General features: G+C 71.1%; 21 protein-coding genes and 1 pseudogene. 16 read left to right on the forward strand and 6 right to left on the reverse strand.

Annotation, left to right across the window (positions count from 1 at the left end):
- Window positions 1–28: 28 nt before the first annotated feature.
- From ACFHVL_RS07085 to rfbB, 3 genes are read right to left on the reverse strand one after another with little or no spacing between them, the layout of a single operon-like run.
- Window positions 29–1,072: a glycosyltransferase family 2 protein gene (locus tag ACFHVL_RS07085; RefSeq protein WP_416626349.1), complete on the reverse strand. Its 1,044-nt coding sequence runs from the start codon at window positions 1,070–1,072 to the stop codon at window positions 29–31.
- A 49-nt stretch (window positions 1,073–1,121) separates the two neighbouring features.
- Entirely contained in the window at window positions 1,122–1,997 is an 876-nt protein-coding gene (gene rfbD / locus ACFHVL_RS07090; protein WP_416626443.1) for a dTDP-4-dehydrorhamnose reductase, read from the reverse strand.
- A gap of 5 nt (window positions 1,998–2,002) precedes the next feature.
- A complete protein-coding gene (gene rfbB / locus ACFHVL_RS07095; RefSeq protein WP_416626350.1) occupies window positions 2,003–2,989 on the reverse strand; it encodes a dTDP-glucose 4,6-dehydratase in 987 nt (328 codons plus the stop codon).
- Between the two features lie 249 nt (window positions 2,990–3,238).
- On the opposite strand from rfbB, the gene rfbA reads away from it, so the two are divergent.
- The 4 genes from rfbA to ACFHVL_RS07115 all read left to right on the forward strand — a co-directional run bounded on the left by rfbA (window position 3,239) and on the right by ACFHVL_RS07115 (window position 6,521).
- Complete coding sequence (gene rfbA, locus ACFHVL_RS07100; RefSeq protein ID WP_416626352.1) at window positions 3,239–4,150, forward strand: glucose-1-phosphate thymidylyltransferase RfbA; 912 nt, start codon at window positions 3,239–3,241, stop codon at window positions 4,148–4,150.
- Window positions 4,147–4,770: a dTDP-4-dehydrorhamnose 3,5-epimerase gene (gene rfbC / locus ACFHVL_RS07105; RefSeq protein ID WP_416626354.1), complete on the forward strand. Its 624-nt coding sequence runs from the start codon at window positions 4,147–4,149 to the stop codon at window positions 4,768–4,770. Before rfbA ends, rfbC begins: the two co-directional genes overlap by 4 nt.
- Window positions 4,771–4,883: 113 nt before the next feature.
- Complete coding sequence (pafA, locus tag ACFHVL_RS07110) at window positions 4,884–6,242, forward strand: Pup--protein ligase (RefSeq protein WP_416626355.1); 1,359 nt, start codon at window positions 4,884–4,886, stop codon at window positions 6,240–6,242.
- A gap of 18 nt (window positions 6,243–6,260) precedes the next feature.
- A complete protein-coding gene (locus ACFHVL_RS07115) occupies window positions 6,261–6,521 on the forward strand; it encodes a hypothetical protein (RefSeq protein WP_416626453.1) in 261 nt (86 codons plus the stop codon).
- Window positions 6,522–6,535: 14 nt separating this feature from the next.
- Here the strand turns inward: ACFHVL_RS07115 and ACFHVL_RS07120 are convergent, their stop codons facing one another.
- Window positions 6,536–7,645 carry a DUF3866 family protein gene (locus ACFHVL_RS07120; protein ID WP_416626357.1) on the reverse strand — a complete coding sequence of 370 codons (1,110 nt, stop codon included), beginning with the start codon at window positions 7,643–7,645 and terminating at the stop codon, window positions 6,536–6,538.
- 79 nt (window positions 7,646–7,724) lie between these two features.
- On the opposite strand from ACFHVL_RS07120, the gene ACFHVL_RS07125 reads away from it, so the two are divergent.
- The 6 genes from ACFHVL_RS07125 to ACFHVL_RS07150 all read left to right on the forward strand — a co-directional run bounded on the left by ACFHVL_RS07125 (window position 7,725) and on the right by ACFHVL_RS07150 (window position 12,374).
- The gene (locus ACFHVL_RS07125) at window positions 7,725–8,711 is read left to right on the forward strand and encodes a helix-turn-helix transcriptional regulator (RefSeq protein WP_416626359.1); all 987 of its coding nucleotides are present in this window, start codon (window positions 7,725–7,727) and stop codon (window positions 8,709–8,711) included.
- The gene (locus ACFHVL_RS07130) at window positions 8,708–9,712 is read left to right on the forward strand and encodes a helix-turn-helix transcriptional regulator (protein ID WP_416626360.1); all 1,005 of its coding nucleotides are present in this window, start codon (window positions 8,708–8,710) and stop codon (window positions 9,710–9,712) included. The genes ACFHVL_RS07125 and ACFHVL_RS07130 overlap by 4 nt, the downstream gene beginning before the upstream one ends.
- 9 nt (window positions 9,713–9,721) lie before the next feature.
- Complete coding sequence (locus ACFHVL_RS07135) at window positions 9,722–9,970, forward strand: hypothetical protein (RefSeq protein WP_416626362.1); 249 nt, start codon at window positions 9,722–9,724, stop codon at window positions 9,968–9,970.
- 206 nt (window positions 9,971–10,176) lie between these two features.
- On the forward strand, window positions 10,177–10,473 hold the full coding sequence (tatA, locus tag ACFHVL_RS07140; protein ID WP_326553682.1) for a Sec-independent protein translocase subunit TatA: 297 nt from the start codon (window positions 10,177–10,179) through the stop codon (window positions 10,471–10,473).
- A gap of 18 nt (window positions 10,474–10,491) precedes the next feature.
- Window positions 10,492–11,451, forward strand: a complete 960-nt coding sequence (gene tatC, locus ACFHVL_RS07145; RefSeq protein WP_416626364.1) for a twin-arginine translocase subunit TatC — start codon at window positions 10,492–10,494, stop codon at window positions 11,449–11,451.
- Window positions 11,448–12,374, forward strand: a complete 927-nt coding sequence (locus tag ACFHVL_RS07150) for a diacylglycerol kinase family protein (RefSeq protein ID WP_416626366.1) — start codon at window positions 11,448–11,450, stop codon at window positions 12,372–12,374. Before tatC ends, ACFHVL_RS07150 begins: the two co-directional genes overlap by 4 nt.
- Window positions 12,375–12,414: 40 nt before the next feature.
- Here the strand turns inward: ACFHVL_RS07150 and ACFHVL_RS07155 are convergent, their stop codons facing one another.
- On the reverse strand, window positions 12,415–13,146 hold the full coding sequence (locus ACFHVL_RS07155) for an HAD family hydrolase (RefSeq protein ID WP_416626368.1): 732 nt from the start codon (window positions 13,144–13,146) through the stop codon (window positions 12,415–12,417).
- A gap of 85 nt (window positions 13,147–13,231) precedes the next feature.
- On the opposite strand from ACFHVL_RS07155, the gene ACFHVL_RS07160 reads away from it, so the two are divergent.
- Both ACFHVL_RS07160 and ACFHVL_RS07165 read left to right on the forward strand, forming a co-directional pair.
- Complete coding sequence (locus ACFHVL_RS07160; protein WP_416626370.1) at window positions 13,232–16,015, forward strand: DEAD/DEAH box helicase; 2,784 nt, start codon at window positions 13,232–13,234, stop codon at window positions 16,013–16,015.
- A gap of 179 nt (window positions 16,016–16,194) precedes the next feature.
- Window positions 16,195–17,100 carry an MHYT domain-containing protein gene (locus ACFHVL_RS07165; protein ID WP_416626371.1) on the forward strand — a complete coding sequence of 302 codons (906 nt, stop codon included), beginning with the start codon at window positions 16,195–16,197 and terminating at the stop codon, window positions 17,098–17,100.
- A gap of 63 nt (window positions 17,101–17,163) precedes the next feature.
- Here ACFHVL_RS07165 and ACFHVL_RS07170 read toward each other — a convergent pair.
- A pseudogene (locus tag ACFHVL_RS07170) lies at window positions 17,164–18,102 on the reverse strand (5'-3' exonuclease); the annotation flags it as partial.
- Window positions 18,103–18,161: 59 nt separating this feature from the next.
- Here ACFHVL_RS07170 and ACFHVL_RS07175 point away from each other — a divergent pair.
- From ACFHVL_RS07175 to ACFHVL_RS07190, 4 genes are all read left to right on the forward strand, one after another.
- Entirely contained in the window at window positions 18,162–19,313 is a 1,152-nt protein-coding gene (locus tag ACFHVL_RS07175) for a DUF4037 domain-containing protein (RefSeq protein ID WP_416626373.1), read from the forward strand.
- 74 nt (window positions 19,314–19,387) lie between these two features.
- Window positions 19,388–20,530, forward strand: a complete 1,143-nt coding sequence (locus ACFHVL_RS07180) for an acyl-CoA dehydrogenase family protein (RefSeq protein ID WP_416626375.1) — start codon at window positions 19,388–19,390, stop codon at window positions 20,528–20,530.
- A 77-nt stretch (window positions 20,531–20,607) separates the two neighbouring features.
- Entirely contained in the window at window positions 20,608–21,051 is a 444-nt protein-coding gene (locus ACFHVL_RS07185) for an Lrp/AsnC family transcriptional regulator (RefSeq protein ID WP_326553673.1), read from the forward strand.
- A 189-nt stretch (window positions 21,052–21,240) separates the two neighbouring features.
- Entirely contained in the window at window positions 21,241–21,435 is a 195-nt protein-coding gene (locus ACFHVL_RS07190) for a CsbD family protein (RefSeq protein WP_326553672.1), read from the forward strand.
- Window positions 21,436–21,459: the final 24 nt, after the last annotated feature.

Genomic DNA, 21,459 nt, shown 5'->3' on the forward strand with positions numbered 1-21,459 from the left:
GACGCGTGCCAATCGCCGGGCCCTGCGGTCAGACCCACCGACGGATCAGCCGCCAGTACGCTGCCATCGCGGCGTTGAACACCGGGGTACCCGGCGGGTTGATCAGCGGGGTGTCCAACCGGTCGGTGAGCACCCGCATCCAGACCCGGTCCGAAACGGTCCGCTCGGCTCGCAATCGCGCCCGTCGCTGCCGAAGATGCCCGCGATGCTGCCAGAGCCACCGGTAGCCGCGCAGTTTGTCCGGCAACCAGCCTTGTCTGGCCGCTAGCGCCACCATCGCGAACTCCAGTACGAGCAGTGGCGGGCCGAGCAGCACCAGGGATCTGGCCCCCCACAGGGTGACGACAAACATCACCCGGTTCCGTTCCACCAGGTAGAACTTGAAGCTGTTGCGGCTGAACTCGTAGCGGTGCAGGGCCACCGCATCGGGCACGTTCACCACCCGCAGTCCGACCCGCCACGTCCGGATCGACAGGTCCGCGTCCTCGTGGTACGCGAAGTAGTGCGGGTCGAAACCACCCAGGCGGTCCCAGTGCGCCCGCCGAGTGACCAGACAGGCACCCATCGCCCCGGCGGTCTCGGTCGGCTCGGTGCGGGTCTCCCGTTCCCGGAAGCCACCGACCCAGCTCAGGCCGAGTACGTGCACCTCGTTCCCGCGCGAGTTGAGCAGGTCCGGTTCGTCGGCCAGCCGGACGGCGCCGGCGGCGATGCCGACGCCGGGATCGGCGAGCTCCTCCACCAGCCGGGCCAGTGCGGTCGGCTCGACGACCGCATCACCGTTGATCAGCGCGACGTACTCGCCGACGGACGCGGCGACGCCGACGTTGCAGCCGGCGGAGAAGCCGACGTTGTGGCCTTCACCGACCACCGTGACTCCGGCCGCGCCGCGCAGTTGCTCGACGTCGTCGGTGGTGCAGCCGTTGTCGACCAGCACCACGTCGACCTCGACCTTGACCGACGCCAGCAACGCCTCCACCGACCGGCGGAGCAAGGGCTCGGCACCCCAGGCCAGCACCACCGCGCTCACCCGCGGTAGGCCGGCCGAATCCGTCTCGCGGCTCGTTTCCTGCATGTCGGATTCTCCTGCGGAGGTGGGAAACAGCCGCAGGCCGACTCGGCGGTCATGCGGTGAACTGCGGGTCGTGCAGTGCGGCGCAGAGCATGCCTTGCCAGTCTTGCATGGCGGGCAGCCCGGCGAGTGCCCAACGCTGATGCCCGAGAACCGAATACGTCGGCCGGGCGGCGGGGCGAGGAAACCGGTCGCTGCTGGTGGGCCGAACACGTCGCGGGTCGAGCCCGCGCAGCGCGAACGCCTCCCGGGCCAACCCGTACCAGGTCGTCTGCCCGCTCGCGGTGCCGTGGTAGACGCCGGCCGGTGCGGTGCCGGCCAGGGCGGACCGGGCCAGCGCGACCAGCCGCTCGGCGAGGGCGTACGACCAGGTCGGTTGACCGTGTTGGTCGTCGACGACGTCGAGGTGGGTCCGTTCGCCGGCGAGCCGCAGCATGGTGGCGACGAAGTTGGGGCCGTGCGCCCCGTACAGCCAGGCGGTGCGCACCACGTAGCCGTGCCGGGGCAGCAGCTGCGCGATCGCCTGTTCGCCGGCGAGCTTGCTGCGACCGTACGCGTTGACCGGGTCCGTCGGTGCGTCCTCCGGATACGGTGCTTCTCCGTTGCCGGCGAACACGTAGTCGGTGGAGACGTGGACCAGGATCGCCCCCCGTTCGGCGCAGGCCCGGGCGAGATGAGCCACCCCGGTGCCGTTGACCGCCGTGGCGGCGGGCTCGGCGGACTCCGCGCCGTCCACATCGGTCCACGCCGCGGCGTTGAACACCACGTCGTGTCCGTCGACGGCGGCAGCCACTGCGGCCGGGTCGGTGACGTCCAGGTCGGCGCGGGTCAGCGCGGTGACGGACACCTTCTCCGGCTGTTCGTCGAGCACATCGAGCAGGTCTCGGCCGAGCATCCCGCCGGCGCCGGCGACCAGCCACCGATTCATGGCGCTCACGGGGTGGCAGGCTTCTTGAGCGGTTCCCACCACGCACGGTTCTCCTGGTACCAGCGCACCGTTTCGGCGAGCCCTTCGTCGAGGGTGACGCTGGGCGCGTAGCCCAGCTCACGGGAGATCTTGCCGATGCCGAGCGAGTACCGCCGGTCGTGGCCCTTGCGGTCGGTGACCGGGACCACCCGGTCCCAGCCGACCCCGCAGGCCTGCAGGAGCAGACCGGTCAGTTCCTTGTTGGTGAGTTCGGTGCCGCCGCCGATGTGGTAGACCTCGCCGGCGCGTCCGCCCGCCGCCACCAGTGCGATTCCCACGCAGTGATCCCGTACGTGCAGCCAGTCACGAATGTTGCCGCCGTCGCCGTACAGCGGCACGGTGCCGCCGTCGAGCAGGTTCGTGACGAACAGCGGGACGACCTTCTCCGGGAACTGGTACGGCCCGTAGTTGTTGGAGCAGCGGGTCACCACCACGTTCGTGCCGTGGGTGCGGTGGTACGCGAGGGCGAGCAGGTCGGAGCCGGCCTTGGAGGCCGAGTACGGCGAGTTCGGCGACAGTGGCCAGTCCTCGGTCCAGGACCCGTGCTCGATCGACCCGTACACCTCGTCGGTGGAGACGTGGACGAACCTGTCGATGTCGTGCCGCATCGCCGCGTCGAGCAGCGTCTGGGTGCCCGCCACGTTGGTGGTGACGAACTCGGCGGCGCCGGCGATCGACCGGTCGACGTGCGATTCGGCGGCGAAGTGCACCACCATGTCGTGACCGGGCAGCGCCTGGTCGACGGCGGCAGCGTCGCAGATGTCGGCCTGGATGAAGCTCAGCCGCGGGTCGTCGCGGACCGGGTCCAGGTTGGCGAGGTTGCCGGAGTAGGTCAATTTGTCCAGCACGGTGACCGCGCTGGGGGTGATGGCCGCAGCAGTCGGGCGGGTCAGCAGCATCCGGACGAATTCGGAACCGATGAAGCCGGCACCGCCGGTGACGAGTATCCTCACGGGTCCCGGAGTCTACGCGACCATGTCGTAGTCGGTCCGTGGACTGTCGGTTGTCCGCTCCAACGTGAACCGGATGTTCGCCCGCCCCGCCTCGGTGGAGCTGCCCGTCGGCCGGCGGGGGATCGATGTCGAAACAATCGACGGTCGTGATCTCCAATCGACTTACCCGATGTCGGACGAAGGTACCGATCCTGCCGCCACCCCTCGCGATGGCCGGTCGGTGGCCGTCACGCCCGGTAGGCTCCCGCCGTGCGTGGAATCCTCCTTGCCGGTGGCACCGGGTCGCGGCTGTGGCCGATCACCCGCGCGGTGTCGAAGCAGCTCATGCCGGTCTTCGACAAGCCGATGATCTACTATCCGCTCTCCACCCTCGTCATGTCCGGCGTCCGGGAGATCCTGGTCGTGACCACGCCGGAGGACCAACCGCAGTTCCAGCGGTTGCTCGGCGACGGCTCGCAGTTCGGGCTGCGGTTGGCCTACCGGGCGCAGCCGCGGCCGGAAGGAATCGCGCAGGCGTTCGTGCTGGGCGCGGACTTCATCGGAGACGAGGCGGTCGCGCTGATCCTCGGCGACAACATCTTCCACGGTGTCGGACTGGGTCGGCAGCTGTCCGACCACGGTCGCCTCGACGGCGGCCTGATCTTCGCCTACCAGGTGGCGAACCCGCAGGAGTACGGCGTGGTCGACTTCGACGCCGACGGTCGGGTGTTGTCGATCGAGGAGAAGCCACTACGGCCGCGGTCGCGGTACGCGGTGCCGGGGCTGTACTTCTACGACAACCGGGTGGTCGAGATCGCCGCTGATCTGACGCCCAGCGCACGCGGGGAGCTGGAGATCACCGCCGTCAACGAGGCGTACCGGCGGGCCGGGCAGCTGTCGGTGACGGTGCTGGACCGGGGGACCGCCTGGCTGGACACCGGAACCTTCACCTCGATGATGCAGGCGGCGGAGTTCGTCCGGGTCATCGAGGAACGTCAGGGCATGAAGATCGGCTGTATCGAGGAGGTCGCCTGGCGGGCCGGGCTCATCGACGACAACCAGCTGCGAGCGCTGGCCGAGCCGCTGGCCAAGAGCGGATACGGCGGCTATCTGCAGGGGCTGCTGGACGATCGGTACGACCGGCGGCCGGACCCGGTCGACGTCGGCGAGGAGGTCGGATGAAAATTCGGGAACTGGAGATCCAGGGCGCGTGGGAGATCACCCCGCAGCAGCACGGTGATCCGCGTGGACTGTTCATGGAGTGGTACCGGGTCGACCAGCTGACGCAGGCGGTGGGCCATCCGCTGCGGCTGGCCCAGGGCAACCTGTCGGTGTCCCAGCGGGGCGTGGTCCGTGGCATCCACTTCGCCGACGTGCCGCCCGGGCAGGCCAAGTACGTCACCTGTGTGCGTGGGGCGGTGGTCGACGTGATCGTGGATCTGCGGGTCGGATCACCGACGTTCGGCAGCTGGGCGGCGGTCGAACTGGACGACGTGGACCGGCGCGCGGTCTACCTCAGCGAAGGTCTCGGACACGGCTTCTGCGCGATGACCGACGACGCCACCCTGAGCTATCTCTGCTCGACCGTGTACAACCCGCAGGCCGAACACGCGGTGCATCCATGTGATCCGGACCTGGCCATCGAGTGGCCGGTCGGGGCACCGCAGTTGTCCGCGCGCGACGACGCCGCTCCGACGCTGGCCACAGTGCGCGCCGGAGGTCTGCTGCCGGACTACCAGCGTTGTCGCGACTTCGGGGCGCGGCTGGATGCCGGAGAACTACCGTACGCTCCGCAGGAGTGACCCAGCGCGAACCGGGATCTGTCGGGCATCCCCGGCGCCGTCGTCGGACGAACATCGCCCGACAGGTCGTCCGAGACTGACCACGGACCGTCCCGGGCGGCTAATGTCTGGTCATGGAACGGCGAATCTTCGGGCTCGAGACCGAGTACGGTGTCACCTGCACCTACCGTGGCCAGCGACGGTTGTCGCCGGACGAGGTGGCGCGCTACCTGTTCCGCCGGGTGGTCTCCTGGGGGCGGTCCAGCAACGTCTTTCTCCGCAACGGTGCCCGGCTCTACCTCGATGTCGGGTCGCACCCGGAGTACGCCACCCCGGAGTGCGACTCGGTCACCGACCTGGTAGCCCATGACCGGGCCGGTGAGCGGATCCTGGAAGGCCTGCTGATCGACGCGGAGAAGCGGCTGCACGACGAGGGGATCGCCGGCGAGATCTACCTGTTCAAGAACAACACCGATTCGGCCGGAAACTCGTACGGCTGTCACGAGAACTACCTCGTCTCCCGGCACGGCGAGTTCGGCCGGCTGGCCGACGTGCTGATCCCGTTCCTGGTCACCCGGCAGTTGATCTGTGGCGCCGGCAAGGTGCTGCAGACGCCTCGTGGCGCGGTGTACTGCCTGTCACAACGGGCCGAGCACATCTGGGAGGGCGTGTCGTCGGCGACGACCCGGTCCCGGCCGATCATCAACACCCGCGACGAACCGCACGCCGACGCCGAGCGGTACCGCCGGCTGCACGTCATCGTCGGCGACTCCAACATGAACGAAGTGACGACCCTGCTGAAAGTCGGTAGCGCGGACATCGTCCTGCGGATGATCGAGGCAGGGGTCGTGATGCGGGATCTCTCGCTGGAGAACCCGATCCGGGCGATCCGGGAGGTGTCGCACGACATCACCGGTCGACGCAAGATCCGGCTCGCCTCCAACAAGGAAGTCAGCGCGTTGGAGATCCAGCAGGAGTACCTGGCCCGGGCGACCGAGTTCGTCGAGCGTCGCGGTGGCGACCAGACCGCGAAACGGGTGGTCGAGCTGTGGGGCCGGGTGTTGAGCGCGGTGGAGTCCGGCGACCTGGACCCGGTCGCCCGGGAAATCGACTGGGTGACGAAGTTGAAGCTGATCGAGCGCTACCAGCGCAAGCACGACCTGCCGCTGTCGCATCCGCGGGTCGCCCAGCTGGACCTCGCCTACCACGACCTGCGGCGTGGTCGTGGGCTGTACGCGTTGCTCGAACGGCGTGGCGAGGTCGACCGGATCGCCAGCAACCTGGAGATCTTCGAGGCGAAGGAGACACCGCCACAGACCACCCGGGCCCGGTTGCGTGGCGAGTTCATCCGCCACGCCCAGGAGAAGCGGCGCGACTTCACCGTCGACTGGGTGCACCTGAAGCTGAACGACCAGGCGCAGCGGACGGTGCTGTGCAAGGACCCGTTCCGGGCCTACGACGAACGGGTGGAGCGACTGATCGCCAGCATGTGACGGTACGCTCGCGGCGTTATGGCTGACTCATCCCGCGACCCTGAAGCCCGCACCGGCGAGCCTGGTGTCGATCCGCCTGCCGTTGGGCATCAGGGGCCCGGCGGTCAGCCGTGGAGCCCGTTTCCGAAGTCGGAGACCTGGCTGGAGCGCCGTCGCACCAAGATCGCCGAGGAGATCGCCCGCAACCGGCGTGGCGAGTACACCGTGCCGACCTGGGTGCTGGCCACGGCGCTCGGTCTGATCCTGGCGGCCTGGGCCGTCCTGATCATCGTCAGCTGACCGCCGCCGGCCGGTCACCCTTCGCGGGTGCCCGTCCGGTCGACCAGCGTCGCCGCGTAGCGTCCAGCCGCCGCGCAGGCCACGAAGTAGGCGTGGTCGCCGGCGAGATCCCGACCCATCGTGCGCAGCGGCACCGGGCTGGCCCGCAGCGCCGCGTCCAGGCCGTCCGTCGCCACCCGTACCACCCGGTGGCGCCCCACCGGCGCGGCCAGCCCCGCCAGCGCGGCGTCGACCTCGGCGGCGATCTGCGCCGGCAGCTCCGTCGGCACCACCAGGTCGGCCGGTGTCAGCGCCACCCGGCCGTACGCGGTCACGCTGTGGTGCGACACGCCGCGGTGGCGGGGCCGTGGGTCGGCGGCGGAGATCCGTAGCGCGCCGATCGGTCGGCCCCCGAGTACCGCGGCGGCGTTGACCGCCTCACCGACCGCGACGCCGGAGAATCCCCACCGGGTGCCGGTGCCCAGGTTCCCGGGGCCCTGGCAGAGCACCGTCACGTCGGCGTGCAACACGTGCCGGGCCGCCAGCAGTCCGCTGTGGGTGGTGGTGGCCTCCAGATCGCCGCCGAAACACTGTCCGACGGTGACCGTGCCCACGATCGTCGCGGCCAGTCCGGCGAGCGTGCGGGAGAATCCGGCCGGCAGTGCGCCACCGTCGGTCATCACGTACGCGATCCGCAGCCCGGGCCGGTCGGCGAGCGCCCCGACGACGATCGCCGGCAGCGCCGAGTGCAGGTCGGCGGTGACCACCGGCATGCCGGTCAGGTCCTCGGCCTCGGCGAGTACCCGCCGGTGCGGCGAGGCCTCCTCGTCGACCCCGCAGACGATGGCCTGCAGTGGGGTGTAGCGTGCCTTCACCAGGTGCCCGTCGTCGCGGTCGGCGCCGCCCGGCGGGTCGACCGGTAGCCGGTCCGGGATCGCCACCACCAGCGCGTACCCGCCGGTACCCAGCCCCATCAGCAGCGCTCCGACGTTGAGCAGCACCCGGTCGCCGGGCTCGGGTTCGCCGACGAGTCGCGGATAGGCCAGTGCCCGGGTCGGCCCGTCGTCGATCGCGACGTCCAACTCGACCGCGTCCCGCCAGCGTCGCCGGATTCCGGTCACCGTGCCACTACGCCATCGCACCATGTCGGGCACGGTAACCAACACGGCGCGACGCCAGCCGGGCGGGCCTTCGGTGCCGCGCCGACACTGCTAGCGTCGTGCCGTGTCCCGCAACCGGACCGAGCGCCTGGTCAATCTGGTGATCTGCCTGTTGTCGACGCGGCGGTTCCTGACCGCCGCGCAGATCGCCGCGACCGTACCCGGCTACGAACACGATCCGACCGACGGCCGTGACCACGAAGCGTTCCAGCGCAAGTTCGAACGCGACAAGGCTGAGCTGCGAGAACTCGGCGTACCGCTGGAGACCGGCACGGCCAGCGCCTTCGACAGCGAGCCCGGCTACCGGATCGCCCGCCGCGACTACGCGCTGCCCGACATTCCGTTGGAGCCGCAGGAGGCCGCCGCGGTCGGGATCGCGGCGCGGCTGTGGCAGCACGCCGGCCTGGCCGCTGCCGCATCGTCCGGGCTGGCCAAGCTGCGTGCCGCCGGTGTCGACGTGGATCCGCACGCCACTCTCGGAGTGGAGCCGGTGGTGACCGTGGACCCGGCGTTCGCCGCGCTCACGGCCGCCGCCCGCGACCGGCGGCCGGTCAGCTTCGACTACCGGGTACCCAGCGGCGACGCGCCCACCCACCGCCGGGTGCAGCCCTGGGGGGTGGCCTGCTGGCGGGGCCGCTGGTACGTCGTTGGGCACGACCGGGACCGGCAGGCGACCCGCTGCTTCCGGCTGTCCCGGGTCGTCGGTCCGGTGCGTGTCACCGGCCGGCCCGGTGACTACACCCCACCTGCCGACGTCGACCTGCTGAGTCACGTCGCGCGCTGGTCCGGTCCGGTGGAGCGCACCGGGCTGGCCACCGTGCTGGCCCGGCCGGGCCGGGCCGCGGGGCTACGCCGTTCGGCGGAGACCTGCGCCACCGGTCCGGACGGCGACCGGCTGACGCTGCGGTACGCCGAGGCGGAAGGCCTCGCCGGGCAGTTGGCCGGCTACGGCGCGGACGTGCGGGTGCTCGACCCACCGGAGGTACGCGAACTGGTGATCCAACGGCTGAAGGAAATCGTCGCGGCACACGAACCGGAGGCACCTGCGTGACCACGACGAAGTCGACCGGGTCACGGGCGTCGGCCGACCGGCTCGCCCGGCTGCTGAACCTGGTGCCGTACCTGCTCGCCCGACCGGGCGTGGACATCGCCCAGGCCGCTGCGGACCTGGGCACGACCGGCCGTCAGCTGCGGGAGGATCTGGAACTGCTGTGGGTGTGCGGCCTGCCCGGCTACGGGCCGGGTGACCTGATCGACATGGCGTTCGACGGTGATCGGGTGACCATCACCTACGACGCCGGGATCGACCGGCCGCTGCGACTCACCCCGGACGAGGCGCTGGCGCTGGTGGTGGCGCTGCGGATGCTCGCCGAGACGCCGGGTCTGGCCAGCCGCGAGGCCGTCGAGCGGGCGCTGGCCAAGATCGAGGACGCGGCGGGGGAGGTGGCCGGCACGCCGGTCGCGGTGGGGCTGCCCGGCGACGTGGCCCGGTTGGACGGGCTGCGGGCGGCGACGCAGAGCGGTCGGGCGGTGCGGATCACCTACTACACGGCTGCCCGCGACGAGACCTCCGAGCGGGTCGTCGACCCGATCCGGATGTTGATGATCGGTGGCCGGGGCTACCTGGAGGCATGGTGCCGACGGGCCGAAGCGGTCCGGTTGTTCCGGGCCGACCGGATCGACGCCATGGTCGAGCTGGACGAGGCCGCTGTCGTACCTGCGCGGGCGTCCCGGTACGAACCTCGGGAAGCGGCTTTCCAACCCACCCCGGACCTGCCGGCGGTCACCCTGCGGATCGGTCGCGGTGGCCGGTGGATCACCGAGTACTACCCGTGCGACGAGGTCCGCCCCGAACCGAACGGCGAGTGGCTGGTCACGTTGCGGGTGACGGACCTGGCCTGGGCTCGGCGGTTCGTGCTCGGCCTCGGCCCGGAGGTGACGGTCGTCGCCCCGGCCGAGTTGGTCGCCGAGGTCCATGACGCGGCGGCGGCCGCGTTGGCGGCGTACGCGGTCCCCGCCGCCACCCCAGCGGGTCCGTCCGGTTCCGGATAGTCTGCTCGGATGCTGACCTGGATCCTCCTTGCCGTGGCGGGGTGCGCCCTGCTGGTCCTCGTCCTGGCGGTCCGTGCGGTGCTGGTGCGCCTGCCGGCCCTGCGCCGGGCGGTCCTGGCGCTGCAGCGCCGGCAGGCGCAGGTGGAGGCGTTGGCGACGCAGGCGCAGCGGCTGCAGTCGCGGGTCGAGGCGTTGGAACGCAGCCTGGCCGAGGGCGAGCGTCGCCGTACCCTCGCCCGCCCGGGCCGGCCGGGCTGACCTCGCGGCCCATGCCGACCTGGCCTGTTCAGTCAGTGCCAGCGGTGGGCACCGAAGCGGTGGGACCCGCGTTGTTGACGGGTCAGTTGACCGTGGTTGAGACTGCACCGACCAGGCCAGATTGACCCGGTCTGGCAGGTGGCGGACCCAGCGAACGCACGTACGATGGGCAGGTCACCACCCGACGCACCGACTGGAGCTATGCCATGCATGCCCTGCGACCGTGGCACATCGCCGTCCTCGTGGTCGTGCTGATCCTGCTGTTCGGCGCCAAGCGGCTGCCGGACGCGGCGCGGTCACTCGGCCGTTCCCTGCGGATCATCAAGGCCGAGACCAAGAGCCTGGCCGACGACGACAAGGACCTCGCCGAGAAGGCCGACGCCCAGCACGGCCGCGCGCCGTACCAGGCCGAGCCGATCATCGAGCCGACCAGCGTGCATCAGCCCGGCTACCAGCCACCTGCGGCTGCCGAGCAGCCGCAGCGCGTCCGCGACGCGAACTGACCGGAGAGGTCGCCTCCGGTGGGCTTCGCCCTGCGCCGGCGCGGTCCGAGCAAGTTCGACCGCGCCTCCGACGGCTCGATGACGCTGATCGAGCACTTCCGTGAGCTGCGTACCCGGCTGTTCTGGGCCGCGCTGGCGATCGTCTTCGGTCTGATCGTCGGTTACTTCCTGGCGGATCCGGCGTACCATCTACTCAAGCAGCCGTACTGCAAGCTGCCCGGCACCGGCGAGGTGACCGCGGACGGCAGCTGCCGGGACTTCCTGCAGCTGTCACCGGCGGACGGCCTCGTTCTCAAGCTGAAGCTGGCGCTCTGGATCGGCCTGATCGTCGGCGGCCCGGTCTGGCTCTACCAGCTCTGGGCCTTCATCGCGCCCGGGTTGCACCGTCACGAACGCAAGTGGGCCTACGTCTTCGTCTCGATCGCGGCGCCGCTGTTCGTCGCCGGCGCGGCACTGGCCTACTTCGTGGTCGACAAGGGCCTGGCGTTCCTGCTCGAGATGGGTGTCACCGGGTTGTCCACCCAACTCGAGGTGACCCGCTACATCTCGTTCGTGACGACGATGCTCCTGCTGTTCGGAGTCGCGTTCGAGTTCCCGCTGGTGCTGTTGATGCTCAACTTCACCGGTGTGGTCAGTGCCCGCCAGCTGCTCGGCTGGTGGCGGGTGGTGGTTTTCATCTGCTTCGCATTCGCCGCCATCGCCACGCCGGACCCGGGTCCGTTCGGGATGACCCTGCTGGCCGGGTGCCTGGCGCTGCTGTACTTCGTCGCGGTCGGAGTGGCGTTCCTCAACGACAAGCGGCGCGGCCGGGGCAAGGAGATGTACGCCGGGGTCGACGACGACGAGGCGTCGCCGCTGGACGACGATCCGCAGCCGGTGTCGGTCGCGGACCGCACCGAGACACCCGCCCCGATCGTGTCGACGGAACCGGTGCCGAAGCCGTTGCCGATCGAGCGTCGCTACGACGACATGACGTGAGTACCGCGACCGCACCGGACGGGACCCCGGCCGGTGCGGTCGCGGTGCTGGCTAATCCGGTGGCCGGCCGGGGCCGGCGCACCGGACTGCTGCCGACGGTCTGCGACCTGCTCGCCGGCACCGGCCGCCCGGTGCACCTGCTCGCCGCGAGCAGCGCCGCCGAGGCATCGGATGCCTGCCGGGCAGCGGTGGCCGGTGCGGCGGCCGCGCTGGTCACCGTCGGCGGCGACGGCACCGTGCACGCGGCACTGCAGGCGTTGGCCGGCACGGGTGTCCCGCTGGGGCCGGTGCCGACGGGCACCGGCAACGACTTCGCCGCCGCCACCGGCTTCCCGACCGATCCGATCGCGGCGGTGACGCTGATCGCCGACGCGCTGCGCACCGGCCGGGAGCATCGGGTCGATCTGGCCCGGGTCAGCGCGGCGGGCCGGCCGGACCACTGGTACGGCGCGGTGCTGGCCGCCGGGTTCGACGCGATCGTCAACGAGCGCGCCAACCGGATGCGGTGGCCGTCCGGCCCGAGCCGCTACGACCTCGCCATCCTGATCGAGCTGGCCCGGCTGCGGGCCCGCCGCTATCGCGTGACGCTCGACGGCGAACCGTACGAACTCGACGCGGTGCTGGTCGCGGTCGGCAACTGTGCCAGCTACGGCGGTGGGATGCGGGTCTGCCCGGCGGCGGATCCGACGGACGGGCTGCTCGACGTGGTGGTCGCCGGTCCGGTCGGACGGGGCACCCTGATCCGGATCAAGCCCCGGGTCTACCGGGGCAGTCACCTTGACCACCCGCAGGTGCGCGGATTCCGTGCCCGCCAGGTCACCCTCGATGCGGCCGGGGTGGTCGGCTATGCCGACGGGGAACGGCTGGGGCCACTGCCGGTGACGGTCACCGCCGTGCCGGGCGCGCTGCGGCTGCTGCGCTGACACGTGCCGGATCGGCAACGACCCGGGCCGCGTCAGCCGATCAGGTTTCGGGCCCTCCGGTGGCCAGGTCGAGCACGGCGGCCAGGCCATTGGCCCGGCCGGCGTCGGCCGCCGGCAGGACCAGGGTGGCGCATCCCGCCCGTACCGCGCCGGCGTCGGCCGGGGTGTCGCCGACCATCAGGGTGCGTTCCGGGTCGGCCCGCAGCATCCCGCAGGCCCGTAGGAAGATCGCCGGGTCGGGCTTGCAACGGCCGACCTCGAACGACAGTGCCCAGGCGTCGACCAGGTCGGCCAGCCCCCAGGCCGCGAAGTGCGGCCGGATGTCAAAGCCGACGTTGCTGACCACCGCCACCGGCACCCCGGCGGTGTGCAGGGTGCGCAACGTCGCTGCGGTGTCCGCGTACGGCAGCCAGCCGTCGGGGACGAGCAGCCGCTCGTAGAGGGCGTCGGCCAGCCCGGTCACACCGCTGTCGACGGTAGCCGCCAGCCCGGTGTACGCCGCCCGGTGCGCCTCGGGGTACAGGTCACGGTCGGCCCACACCTCGGCCAAGGGCGGCGGCACCCGGTGGGGCGGCGGTCCGCCGGCCCGGCCGGCGGTCAACAGCCGGTCCGCGAGCACGGTGGCCCGGCCCCGGTCGAGGGTGACACCGCACGCCTCGGCACTGCGAGTCACCCACCGGACGGAGTCCTCCACCTGGGCGAGGGTGCCATGGAAATCGAACAGCACGGCCTCGACGGGGCGCAGCCGGGGCCGGTCGGGTGGTTCGTGCACCCATGCACCCTACCGAGGTGGGCTCGCGGCCCTGCGGGTTGCCCTGAGTGGGACGTAACCGGTCGGCTGTGATTAATCTTGCGGTATGTCGAGCCCCGCCGAGCGGTACGCAGCGGCGCGCCGCCGGGCCGCGCAGGCCTCCACCTTTCCCGCGCTCGAGGAGTTCGCCCTCGATCTCGGGTTCGATCTGGACGATTTCCAGCGGTCGGCCTGCCAGGCTCTCGAACGGGGCAGCGGTGTGCTGGTCTGCGCCCCGACCGGTGCGGGCAAGACAGTGGTCGGTGAGTTCGCCGTCCATCTGGCGTTGCGGGGCGGGTCGCCGACCCCGCACGGTGTCCGCCGCAAGTGCTTCTACACCACCCCGATCAAGGCGTTGTCCAACCAGAAGTACCACGACCTGGTGGCCCGGTACGGTGCCGCCCAGGTGGGGCTACTGACCGGCGACAACGCGATCAACGGCGACGCGCCGGTGGTGGTGATGACCACCGAGGTGCTGCGCAACATGCTCTACGCCGGCTCGGCCACCCTCGACGGGCTCGCGTACGTGGTGATGGACGAGGTCCACTACCTCGCCGACCGGTTCCGGGGTGCGGTCTGGGAGGAGGTGATCATCCATCTCCCGCCATCGGTCACACTGGTGTCGCTGTCGGCCACGGTCTCCAACGCGGAGGAGTTCGCCGACTGGCTGGTCACCGTCCGTGGCGAGACCGAGGTGGTGGTCAGCGAGCACCGTCCGGTACCTCTGTGGCAGCACATGCTGGTGGGCCGGCGGATGTTCGACCTGTTCCATGACGCCGACGCGGCCCGCAAGCACGACGTACATCCTGAGCTGCTGCGGTACAGCCGGGAGATGCTGCGGCGGCTGGAGCTCGGCGACGGCCGTACGCAGGGGCCCGGTTGGGGCCGGTCCGGTGGTCGCGGCCCGCGCTGGCGGCCACCGGCCCGCGCCGACGTGATCGAGCGGCTCGACCGTGACGGGCTGCTGCCGGCGATCGTGTTCGTGTTCAGCCGGGCCGGCTGTGACGCCGCCGTCGCGCAGTGCCTGGCGGCCGGGCTGCGGTTGACCACGCCGGAGGAGCGCGTCGAGATCCGTCGGGTGGCCGAGTCGAGGCTGGCCAGCCTGCCGGCGGAGGATCTGTCGGTGCTCGGCTACTGGGGCTGGCTCGAGGGTCTGGAGCGGGGGTTGGCGGCGCACCACGCCGGCATGCTGCCGGCGTTCAAGGAGGTCGTCGAGGATCTGTTCGTCCGGGGTCTGATCAAGGCGGTGTTCGCCACCGAGACGCTCGCCCTGGGGATCAACATGCCGGCCCGGTGTGTGGTGCTGGAGCGGCTGGTCAAGTACAATGGCGAAGCGCACGTCGATCTGACACCGGGCGAGTACACCCAGCTCACCGGGCGGGCCGGTCGGCGCGGCATCGACGTGGAGGGCCACGCGGTGGTGGTCTGGTCACCGGAGGTCGACCCGCGGCACGTCGCCGGGCTGGCGTCGACCCGTACCTACCCGCTGCGGTCGAGTTTCCGCCCGTCGTACAACATGGCGGTCAACCTGGTCGGCTCGGTCGGCGCGGACGCCGCCCGTGAGCTGCTGGAGTCGTCGTTCGCCCAGTTCCAGGCGGACCGGTCGGTGGTCGGCCTGGCGCGGCAGGTGCAGCACAACACCGAGACGATCGAGGCGTACGGCGCCGAGGTGAGCTGCCACCTGGGCGACTTCGACGAGTACTTCGACCTGCGGGTGGCGATCGCCGACCGGGAGCGTGAGGTGGCCCGCCGCAGCCAGCATCAACGGCGGGCCGCGGCGGCCGAATCGCTGGAGCGGTTGCGGGTCGGCGACGTCATCCGGGTGCCTTCAGGCCGGCGCGCCGGCCTGGCGGTGGTGCTGGACCCGAGCACGGGTGGGTTCGGCGAGCCTCGGCCACTGGTGCTGACCCAGGATCGGTGGGCGGGCCGGGTCGCGGCCAGTGACTTCACGTCGCCGGCCGAGGTACTGGCCCGAGTGCGGGTGCCCAAGAATTTCAATCACCGGTCCACGGCGGCCCGCCGGGATCTCGCGGCAGCGGTGGCCGGCACCGGGCTGGCCCGCCACGGCGGCCGTCGCCGGGGCCGTGGGGGCGGTGACGGGACGGACGATCGGGTCGAACAGTTGCGGGCCGAGCTGCGCCGGCACCCCTGCCACAGCTGTCCGGACCGGGAGGAGCACGCCCGGTGGGCGGAGCGTCGCCGCCGGCTGGCCCGCGACACCGACGAGCTGCGTTCCCGGGTGTCGGGGCGCACCGGATCGTTGACCCGGACCTTCGACCGGGTCTGCGGGCTGCTCACCGATCGTGGCTATCTGACGCCCGAGGGTACGGTCAGCGACGCGGGTCGGATGCTGGCCCGGATCTGGACGGAGACCGACCTGCTGGTAGCCGAATGTCTGCGCGGGGGGATCTGGGACAGGCTCGGCCCGGCGGAGTTGGCCGCTGCCGTCTCGGTGCTGGTGTACGAGGCCCGCCGGGACGTCGACGAGCGGGCGGCGATGCCGCGTGGGGCGGTCACCGAAGCGGTGGACGCCACCACGCAGATCTGGGCCGGGCTGGAAGCCGACGAGGCCGCCGCGGGCCTGGAGTCCACCCGGGAGCCGGATCTGGGCTTCGTCTGGCCGGTGTACCGGTGGGCGCGGGGCGAGCCGTTGGCGAAGGTGCTGGCCAGCGGGGACAGCCTGGACGGGGAGATGCCGGCGGGAGACTTCGTCCGGTGGGCACGTCAGGTCGCCGACATGCTCGGACAACTGGCCCAGGCGCGGGGCAGCTCACCGCAGCTGGCGAAGACCGCGGCACAGGCGGTGACCGCGTTGCAGCGCGGGGTGCTGGCCTTCCATATCGTCACCTGACGCTCAGTAGGCGCTCAAACGCAGATCGTGTCGAAACGCGCGATCTGCTGCCCCGACACGTCACGATGTGAAAACGGTCCGACGAAACAACCGAACGTTCGCTTGCGGAGCGCGTTTTGGCTGCTCACGATCATTCCCGGGGACTTACCAGCCGGTTGCTGGGGCTTGAGGGGGCGGACGTGGCAGAGATCAACCATTTCGAGTACGGCTTCATCACACCGACGCTGAGCTACGCGTTGTCGGTGCTCGGTTCCTTCCTGGGACTGATCTGTGCCGTACGGGTACGTGAGTCGACCACCCCGGGGCGGCGTACCTGGTGGCTGGTGCTCGCCGCCTTCGCCATCGGCGGCACCGCGATCTGGACCATGCACTTCATGGCGATGCTGGGCTTCGCCGTGGCGGGTACCCAGATCCGGTACGACATCGGGATCACCATCGCCAGCGCGGTGCTCGCGATCGCCGCCGTCGCGATCGGGCTGTTCCTGGTCGGCTTCGGTCGACCGTCGTTGCTGAAGATCCTGTCCGGCGGGGTGCTCACCGGGCTGGGAGTGGCCGCGATGCACTACACCGGAATGGCCGCGATGCGGCTGCACGGTGACATCGGCTACGACCCGGGCCGCGTGGCTCTGTCGATCCTGATCGCGGTGGTCGCGGCGACCGTGGCGCTGTGGCTGGCGGTCACCGTCCGGCGCCCACTGGCGATGACCGGATCGGCGCTGCTGATGGGCGTCGCCGTCAACGGGATGCACTTCACCGGGATGACCGCCATGTCGGTGCACCTGCACGAGCCGACCGGGTTGCTCACCGGCGCCACGGCGGCGACCCTGCTGGTGCCGATCGGCGTGGCGGTGCTGCTCGTGGTGATCGGTCTGGTGTACGCGGTGCTGTCCGCCCCCACCGAGGAGGACCGGGCGGCGGCGGCGTACCTGGATGCGCGGATCGCGCAGCGCACGGCGGCGCCGGCGGCGCCACCGGCCGCGCCGGCACGAGCGAACGGCTTCACCCCGATGCGCAGCGGCTCGACCGCCGGCAGCGACCGGAACACGCCGAGTGGCTCAGGCGGGTTCAACGGTTTCAATCCCTGATCCGCCGTCGTCCGGCACTGCCTTGTCGGGGTCGCGGTCAGCGGCGTCCGGTTCCGGGTCGCGGGCCATCGCGTCGACCATCCGCCGGCAGGACCCGGCCAGGTTCCACCGGGCGGCGAGTCTCATGAGTTCCTGCGAGTCGGCCGGTGCGGCCGGCAGCCGTACGGGTGGGGCGGCCAGCTCCACGTCCCGGGCGACGCGGACCACCCTCGGCGCGACCGACAGGTAGTCGTGGGCGGCGGCGAGCCGGGCGCGTAGTCCGGCAGCGAAGCCAGCATGTGGGTCGTCGAGCGCCGCGACCAGGCTGGCGAGGTCGCCGTAACGTTCGAGTAGCCGGGCGGCGGTCTTGGCGCCGACCCCGGGTACGCCGGGCAGCCCGTCGCTGGGATCGCCGCGCAACGCCGCGAAATCGGCGTACGCGGCGGCTGGCACGCCGAAGCGGGCCCGGACGGCGGCGTCGTCGCAGTCGTCCAGCCTGGCCACGCCCCGGCCGATGTAGAGCAGCCGGACCGGGTGGTCGTCGTCGACGAGTTGGAACAGGTCACGGTCACCGGAGACCACCTCGACCGGACCGGCCTGTCGGGTGGCGAGGGTGCCCAGCACGTCGTCGGCTTCGTAGCCGGTGGCGCCGATGGCCGGCACACCGAGCGCGGCCAGTACCTCCAACAGCACCGGGATCTGTGCGCTGAGGCTGTCGGGCACGATCTCGCCGCCGTCCGGTGCCAGCCGGTGCGCCTTGTAGGTGGGCAGCAACTCGACCCGCCAGGCGGGGCGCCAGTCGTGGTCGAGCGCGCAGATCAGCGCACCCGGTCGGCGTCTGGTGATCAGTGCGGCCAGCATGTCGAGGAAGCCCCGTACCGCGTTGACCGGCTCGCCGGCGTCGGTACGGGCAGCGGCCTCGGGCACGCCGAAGAAGGCCCGGAAGTACAGGCCGGGGGCGTCGACGGCGAGCAGGGGGAGTTGTCGGGTCACGCCGTCGAGCCTCGCATACACCGGTGACACCGCCGCGTCAGCCGGCGGGATGTCCGGCGCGGCGCGGTCTGGTGCGGCAGGCTGCCGACATGAGCTTCCTGCCTGGCCTGGAGCTGAGCCGGCGATTCCACCACGAGGTGGTGGCGCCGGTGCTCACCGCCCGGTTCCCGGGGTTGCGGTACGCGGCGGCCCGGATGGACAGTGGTTCGGAGCTGTTCGGCTACGACACACCCCGGTCCCGGGATCATGACTGGGGTCCGCGGGTGCAGATCCTGCTGGCCGGTGCGGACGCCGGCCTGGTCGACGAGGTGCTGGCCGCGGTCGGCCGGGAGCTGCCGGCGACGTTTCAGGGGGTGCCGACCAGGTTCGCTCCGGACGCCGACCGCAGCCTCGGCGTGCCGGCGTGCGACGGACCCCGGCACGGGGTGACGGTCCTCGAGGTGGGTGACTGGTGCCGACGGGCGCTCGGCTTCGATCCGCTGGACGGCGTGGGCCTGCTGGACTGGCTCGCGGCACCGACCCAGCGGTTGGCCGAGTTCACCGGCGGTGACGTGTTCCATGACGGGTTGCCGGCTGGACCGGCGTGCGGCACGGCCGACCCGAACCAGGTCGGCGGGCTCGGCGTACGACGTGCCCGGTTGGCCTGGTATCCACCTGACGTCTGGCGGTACGTGCTGGCCGGTGGCTGGTCGCGGGTAGCGGGCGAGGAGCCTTTCGTCGGCCGGTGCGGCGAGGTGGACGACGATGTCGGCGGCCGGGTGATCGCCGCCCGGCTCGTCCGTGACCTGATGCGGCTCACGCTGCTGCTGGACCGTCGTTATCCACCGTACGGCAAGTGGTTGGGGACCGCCTTCGCCGGATCGTCCGACCATGATGGCCTCGCCACGGTGCTCGCCGGCGTGCTGGGCGCCGTCGACCCGCGCGTCCGGCAACGACAGCTGTGCCGGGCGTACGAGCTGGTGGCGGTGCGGACCAATCGTCTCGGTCTGGCCGGTCCGGTGGAGCCGACGGTGCGTCCGTTTCACGACCGGCCGTTCCTGGTGCTCGACGCCGGCCGGTTCGTTCGCGCGTTGCGGGGTTCGATCGAAGAGGCCGGATTGCGGGGGCTTCCGTTGCTGGGCGGGGTGGATCAGTTCGTCGATCATCCCGCGTTGCTGACCGACGCCGGCTGGACCAGAGCGGTGGTGTCGGGTGCGTTGGGACTGCCGCCGACACCACCTACCAAACGAACGTTAAGCTGATTTCGTGTCGATGTGGCACCGCCGGCCGTCACCACGATCGGCGCCGAACCGCTCATCACCCCTGGAGCGCCGTCATGATCATCGACCGTGTCCTGCCGACCCCCGAGGCGCACGACCTGATCGAGCTGACCACCGAGCTGGCCGACCGGGAGCTCGCCGGTCGGGTTGACGACTTCGAACACCGTGGGGAGTTTCCTCGCGAGGTGATCCGGACCCTGGGCCGCGCCGGCCTGCTCGGCCTGCCGTTCGCCGAGGCCGACGGCGGGGGTGGTCAGCCGTACGAGGTCTATCTGCAGGTGCTGGAGGTCCTGGCGAGCCGCTGGTTGGCCGTCGCCGAGGCGGTCAGCGTGCATACGCTGTCCTGCTATCCGGTGGCCGAGTTCGGCACGTCTCGGCAGCGCAAGTCGTTGCCGGAGATGCTCGGCGGCGAGCTGCTCGGGGCGTACTGCCTCAGCGAGCCGCAGGGCGGGTCGGACGCGGCGGCGTTGACGACCCGGGCGGTCCGCGACGGCGACGATCTCGTGGTGTCGGGTACGAAGGCGTGGATCACCCACGCGGCGGTGGCGGACTTCTACAACGTGTTCTGCCGCACGGGTGGGCCGGGACGGGACGGCGTCTCCTGCCTGTTGATCCCGGCGGGCACCGCCGGGGTGTGTCCGCAGCAGGCCGAGCGGACGATGGGGCTGCGGTCGTCGCCCGTCGCCCAGTTGATCTTCGACGACGCCCGGGTGCCGGCGGACCAGCTGGTGGGCGACGCCGGCCAGGGCTTCGCGGTCGCGATGGCGGCGCTGGCGGCGGGGCGTCTGGGGATCGCCGCGTGTGCGGTGGGGCTGGCTCAGGCGGCGCTGGACCACGCGGTGGGTCATGCCCGTGAGCGTGAACAGTTCGGCCGTCGGATCATCGACCTGCAGGGTCTGGGGTTCATGCTGGCGGACATGGCCACCCAGGTCTCGGCGGCGCGGGCGATGACGTTGGCGGCGGCGCGGTTGCGCGACGCCGGGCGGCCGTACGCGACCGAGTCGGCGAAGGCGAAACTGTTCGCCACGGATGTCGCGATGCGGGTCACGGTGGACGCGGTCCAGGTGCTCGGCGGGTACGGCTACGTCTCGGACAATCCGGTCGAGCGCTACCTGCGTGAGGCGAAGGTGCTGCAGATCGTCGAGGGCACCAACCAGATTCAGCGGGTGGTGATCTCCCGTGCGTTGGCCCGGGGCTGACACCGTCGGCGTCCGGTCTGGCGTACGGACGGGTATCGCTGTCGCACCGGGGACCCGACGGCGGTAGGTTTCTCGCCGTGGAGGAGACCGATCGGGCAATCGTCGCCGCGTTGACCACGGACGGCCGGGTGTCCTACACCGATCTGGCCGAGCGGGTCGGCCTGTCGGTGTCCGCCGTGCATCAGCGGGTACGGCGGCTGGAACAGCGGGGCGTCGTCAAGGGCTACAGCGCACGGGTGTCGTACGAGGCGGTGGGTCTGCCGTTGAGCGCGTTCGTCGCGATCCGGCCGCTGGATCCGTCCCAGCCCGATGACGCGCCGGAGCGGCTGTCACATCTGGCCGAGATCGACTCCTGCTATTCGGTGGCGGGGGAGGACTTCTATCTGCTGCTGGTCAGGGTGGTGAGCCCGGCGGATCTGGAGCGGTTGTTGCAGGAGATCCGCACCGCCGCCAACGTGACGACACGGACCACAGTGGTGCTTTCTACGCCGTACGAGTCACGGCCGCCCAAGTTGACCTGACGTTGATCTTGCCTGCGGCACCGCGACCCTCCGTGCTGACATCCTAGGACGCTGTACAGAGTGTGCGACCCGCCAACGACACAAGACCTCCATCGGGCATCGCTGCTGGTTTGATCCGCTCGGACCTGGGCATTGAGGAAGGCACGGGCGGACACGGTGCCGGCCGCTATCCCGGAGGAGTGATCGACCATGGGCATGACCGACAAGGCACGCAATAAGGCCGACGAACTCAAGGGCCAGGCGAAGGAGCGCTACGGCGCCGCGACCGACAACGAGCAGTTGCAGGCGGAGGGTGCGACGGAGGCCGGCAAGGCGCGGACGAAGCAGGCCGGGGAGCACGCCAAGGAAGCTGGCCGCAACGTCAAGGATGCCTTCAGCGGCTGACCTGTCTTTAGACCACCATCGGGG

Source organism: Micromonospora sp. LOL_023, assembly GCF_048060115.1.
In the GTDB taxonomy this organism is placed as follows: domain Bacteria; phylum Actinomycetota; class Actinomycetes; order Mycobacteriales; family Micromonosporaceae; genus Micromonospora_E.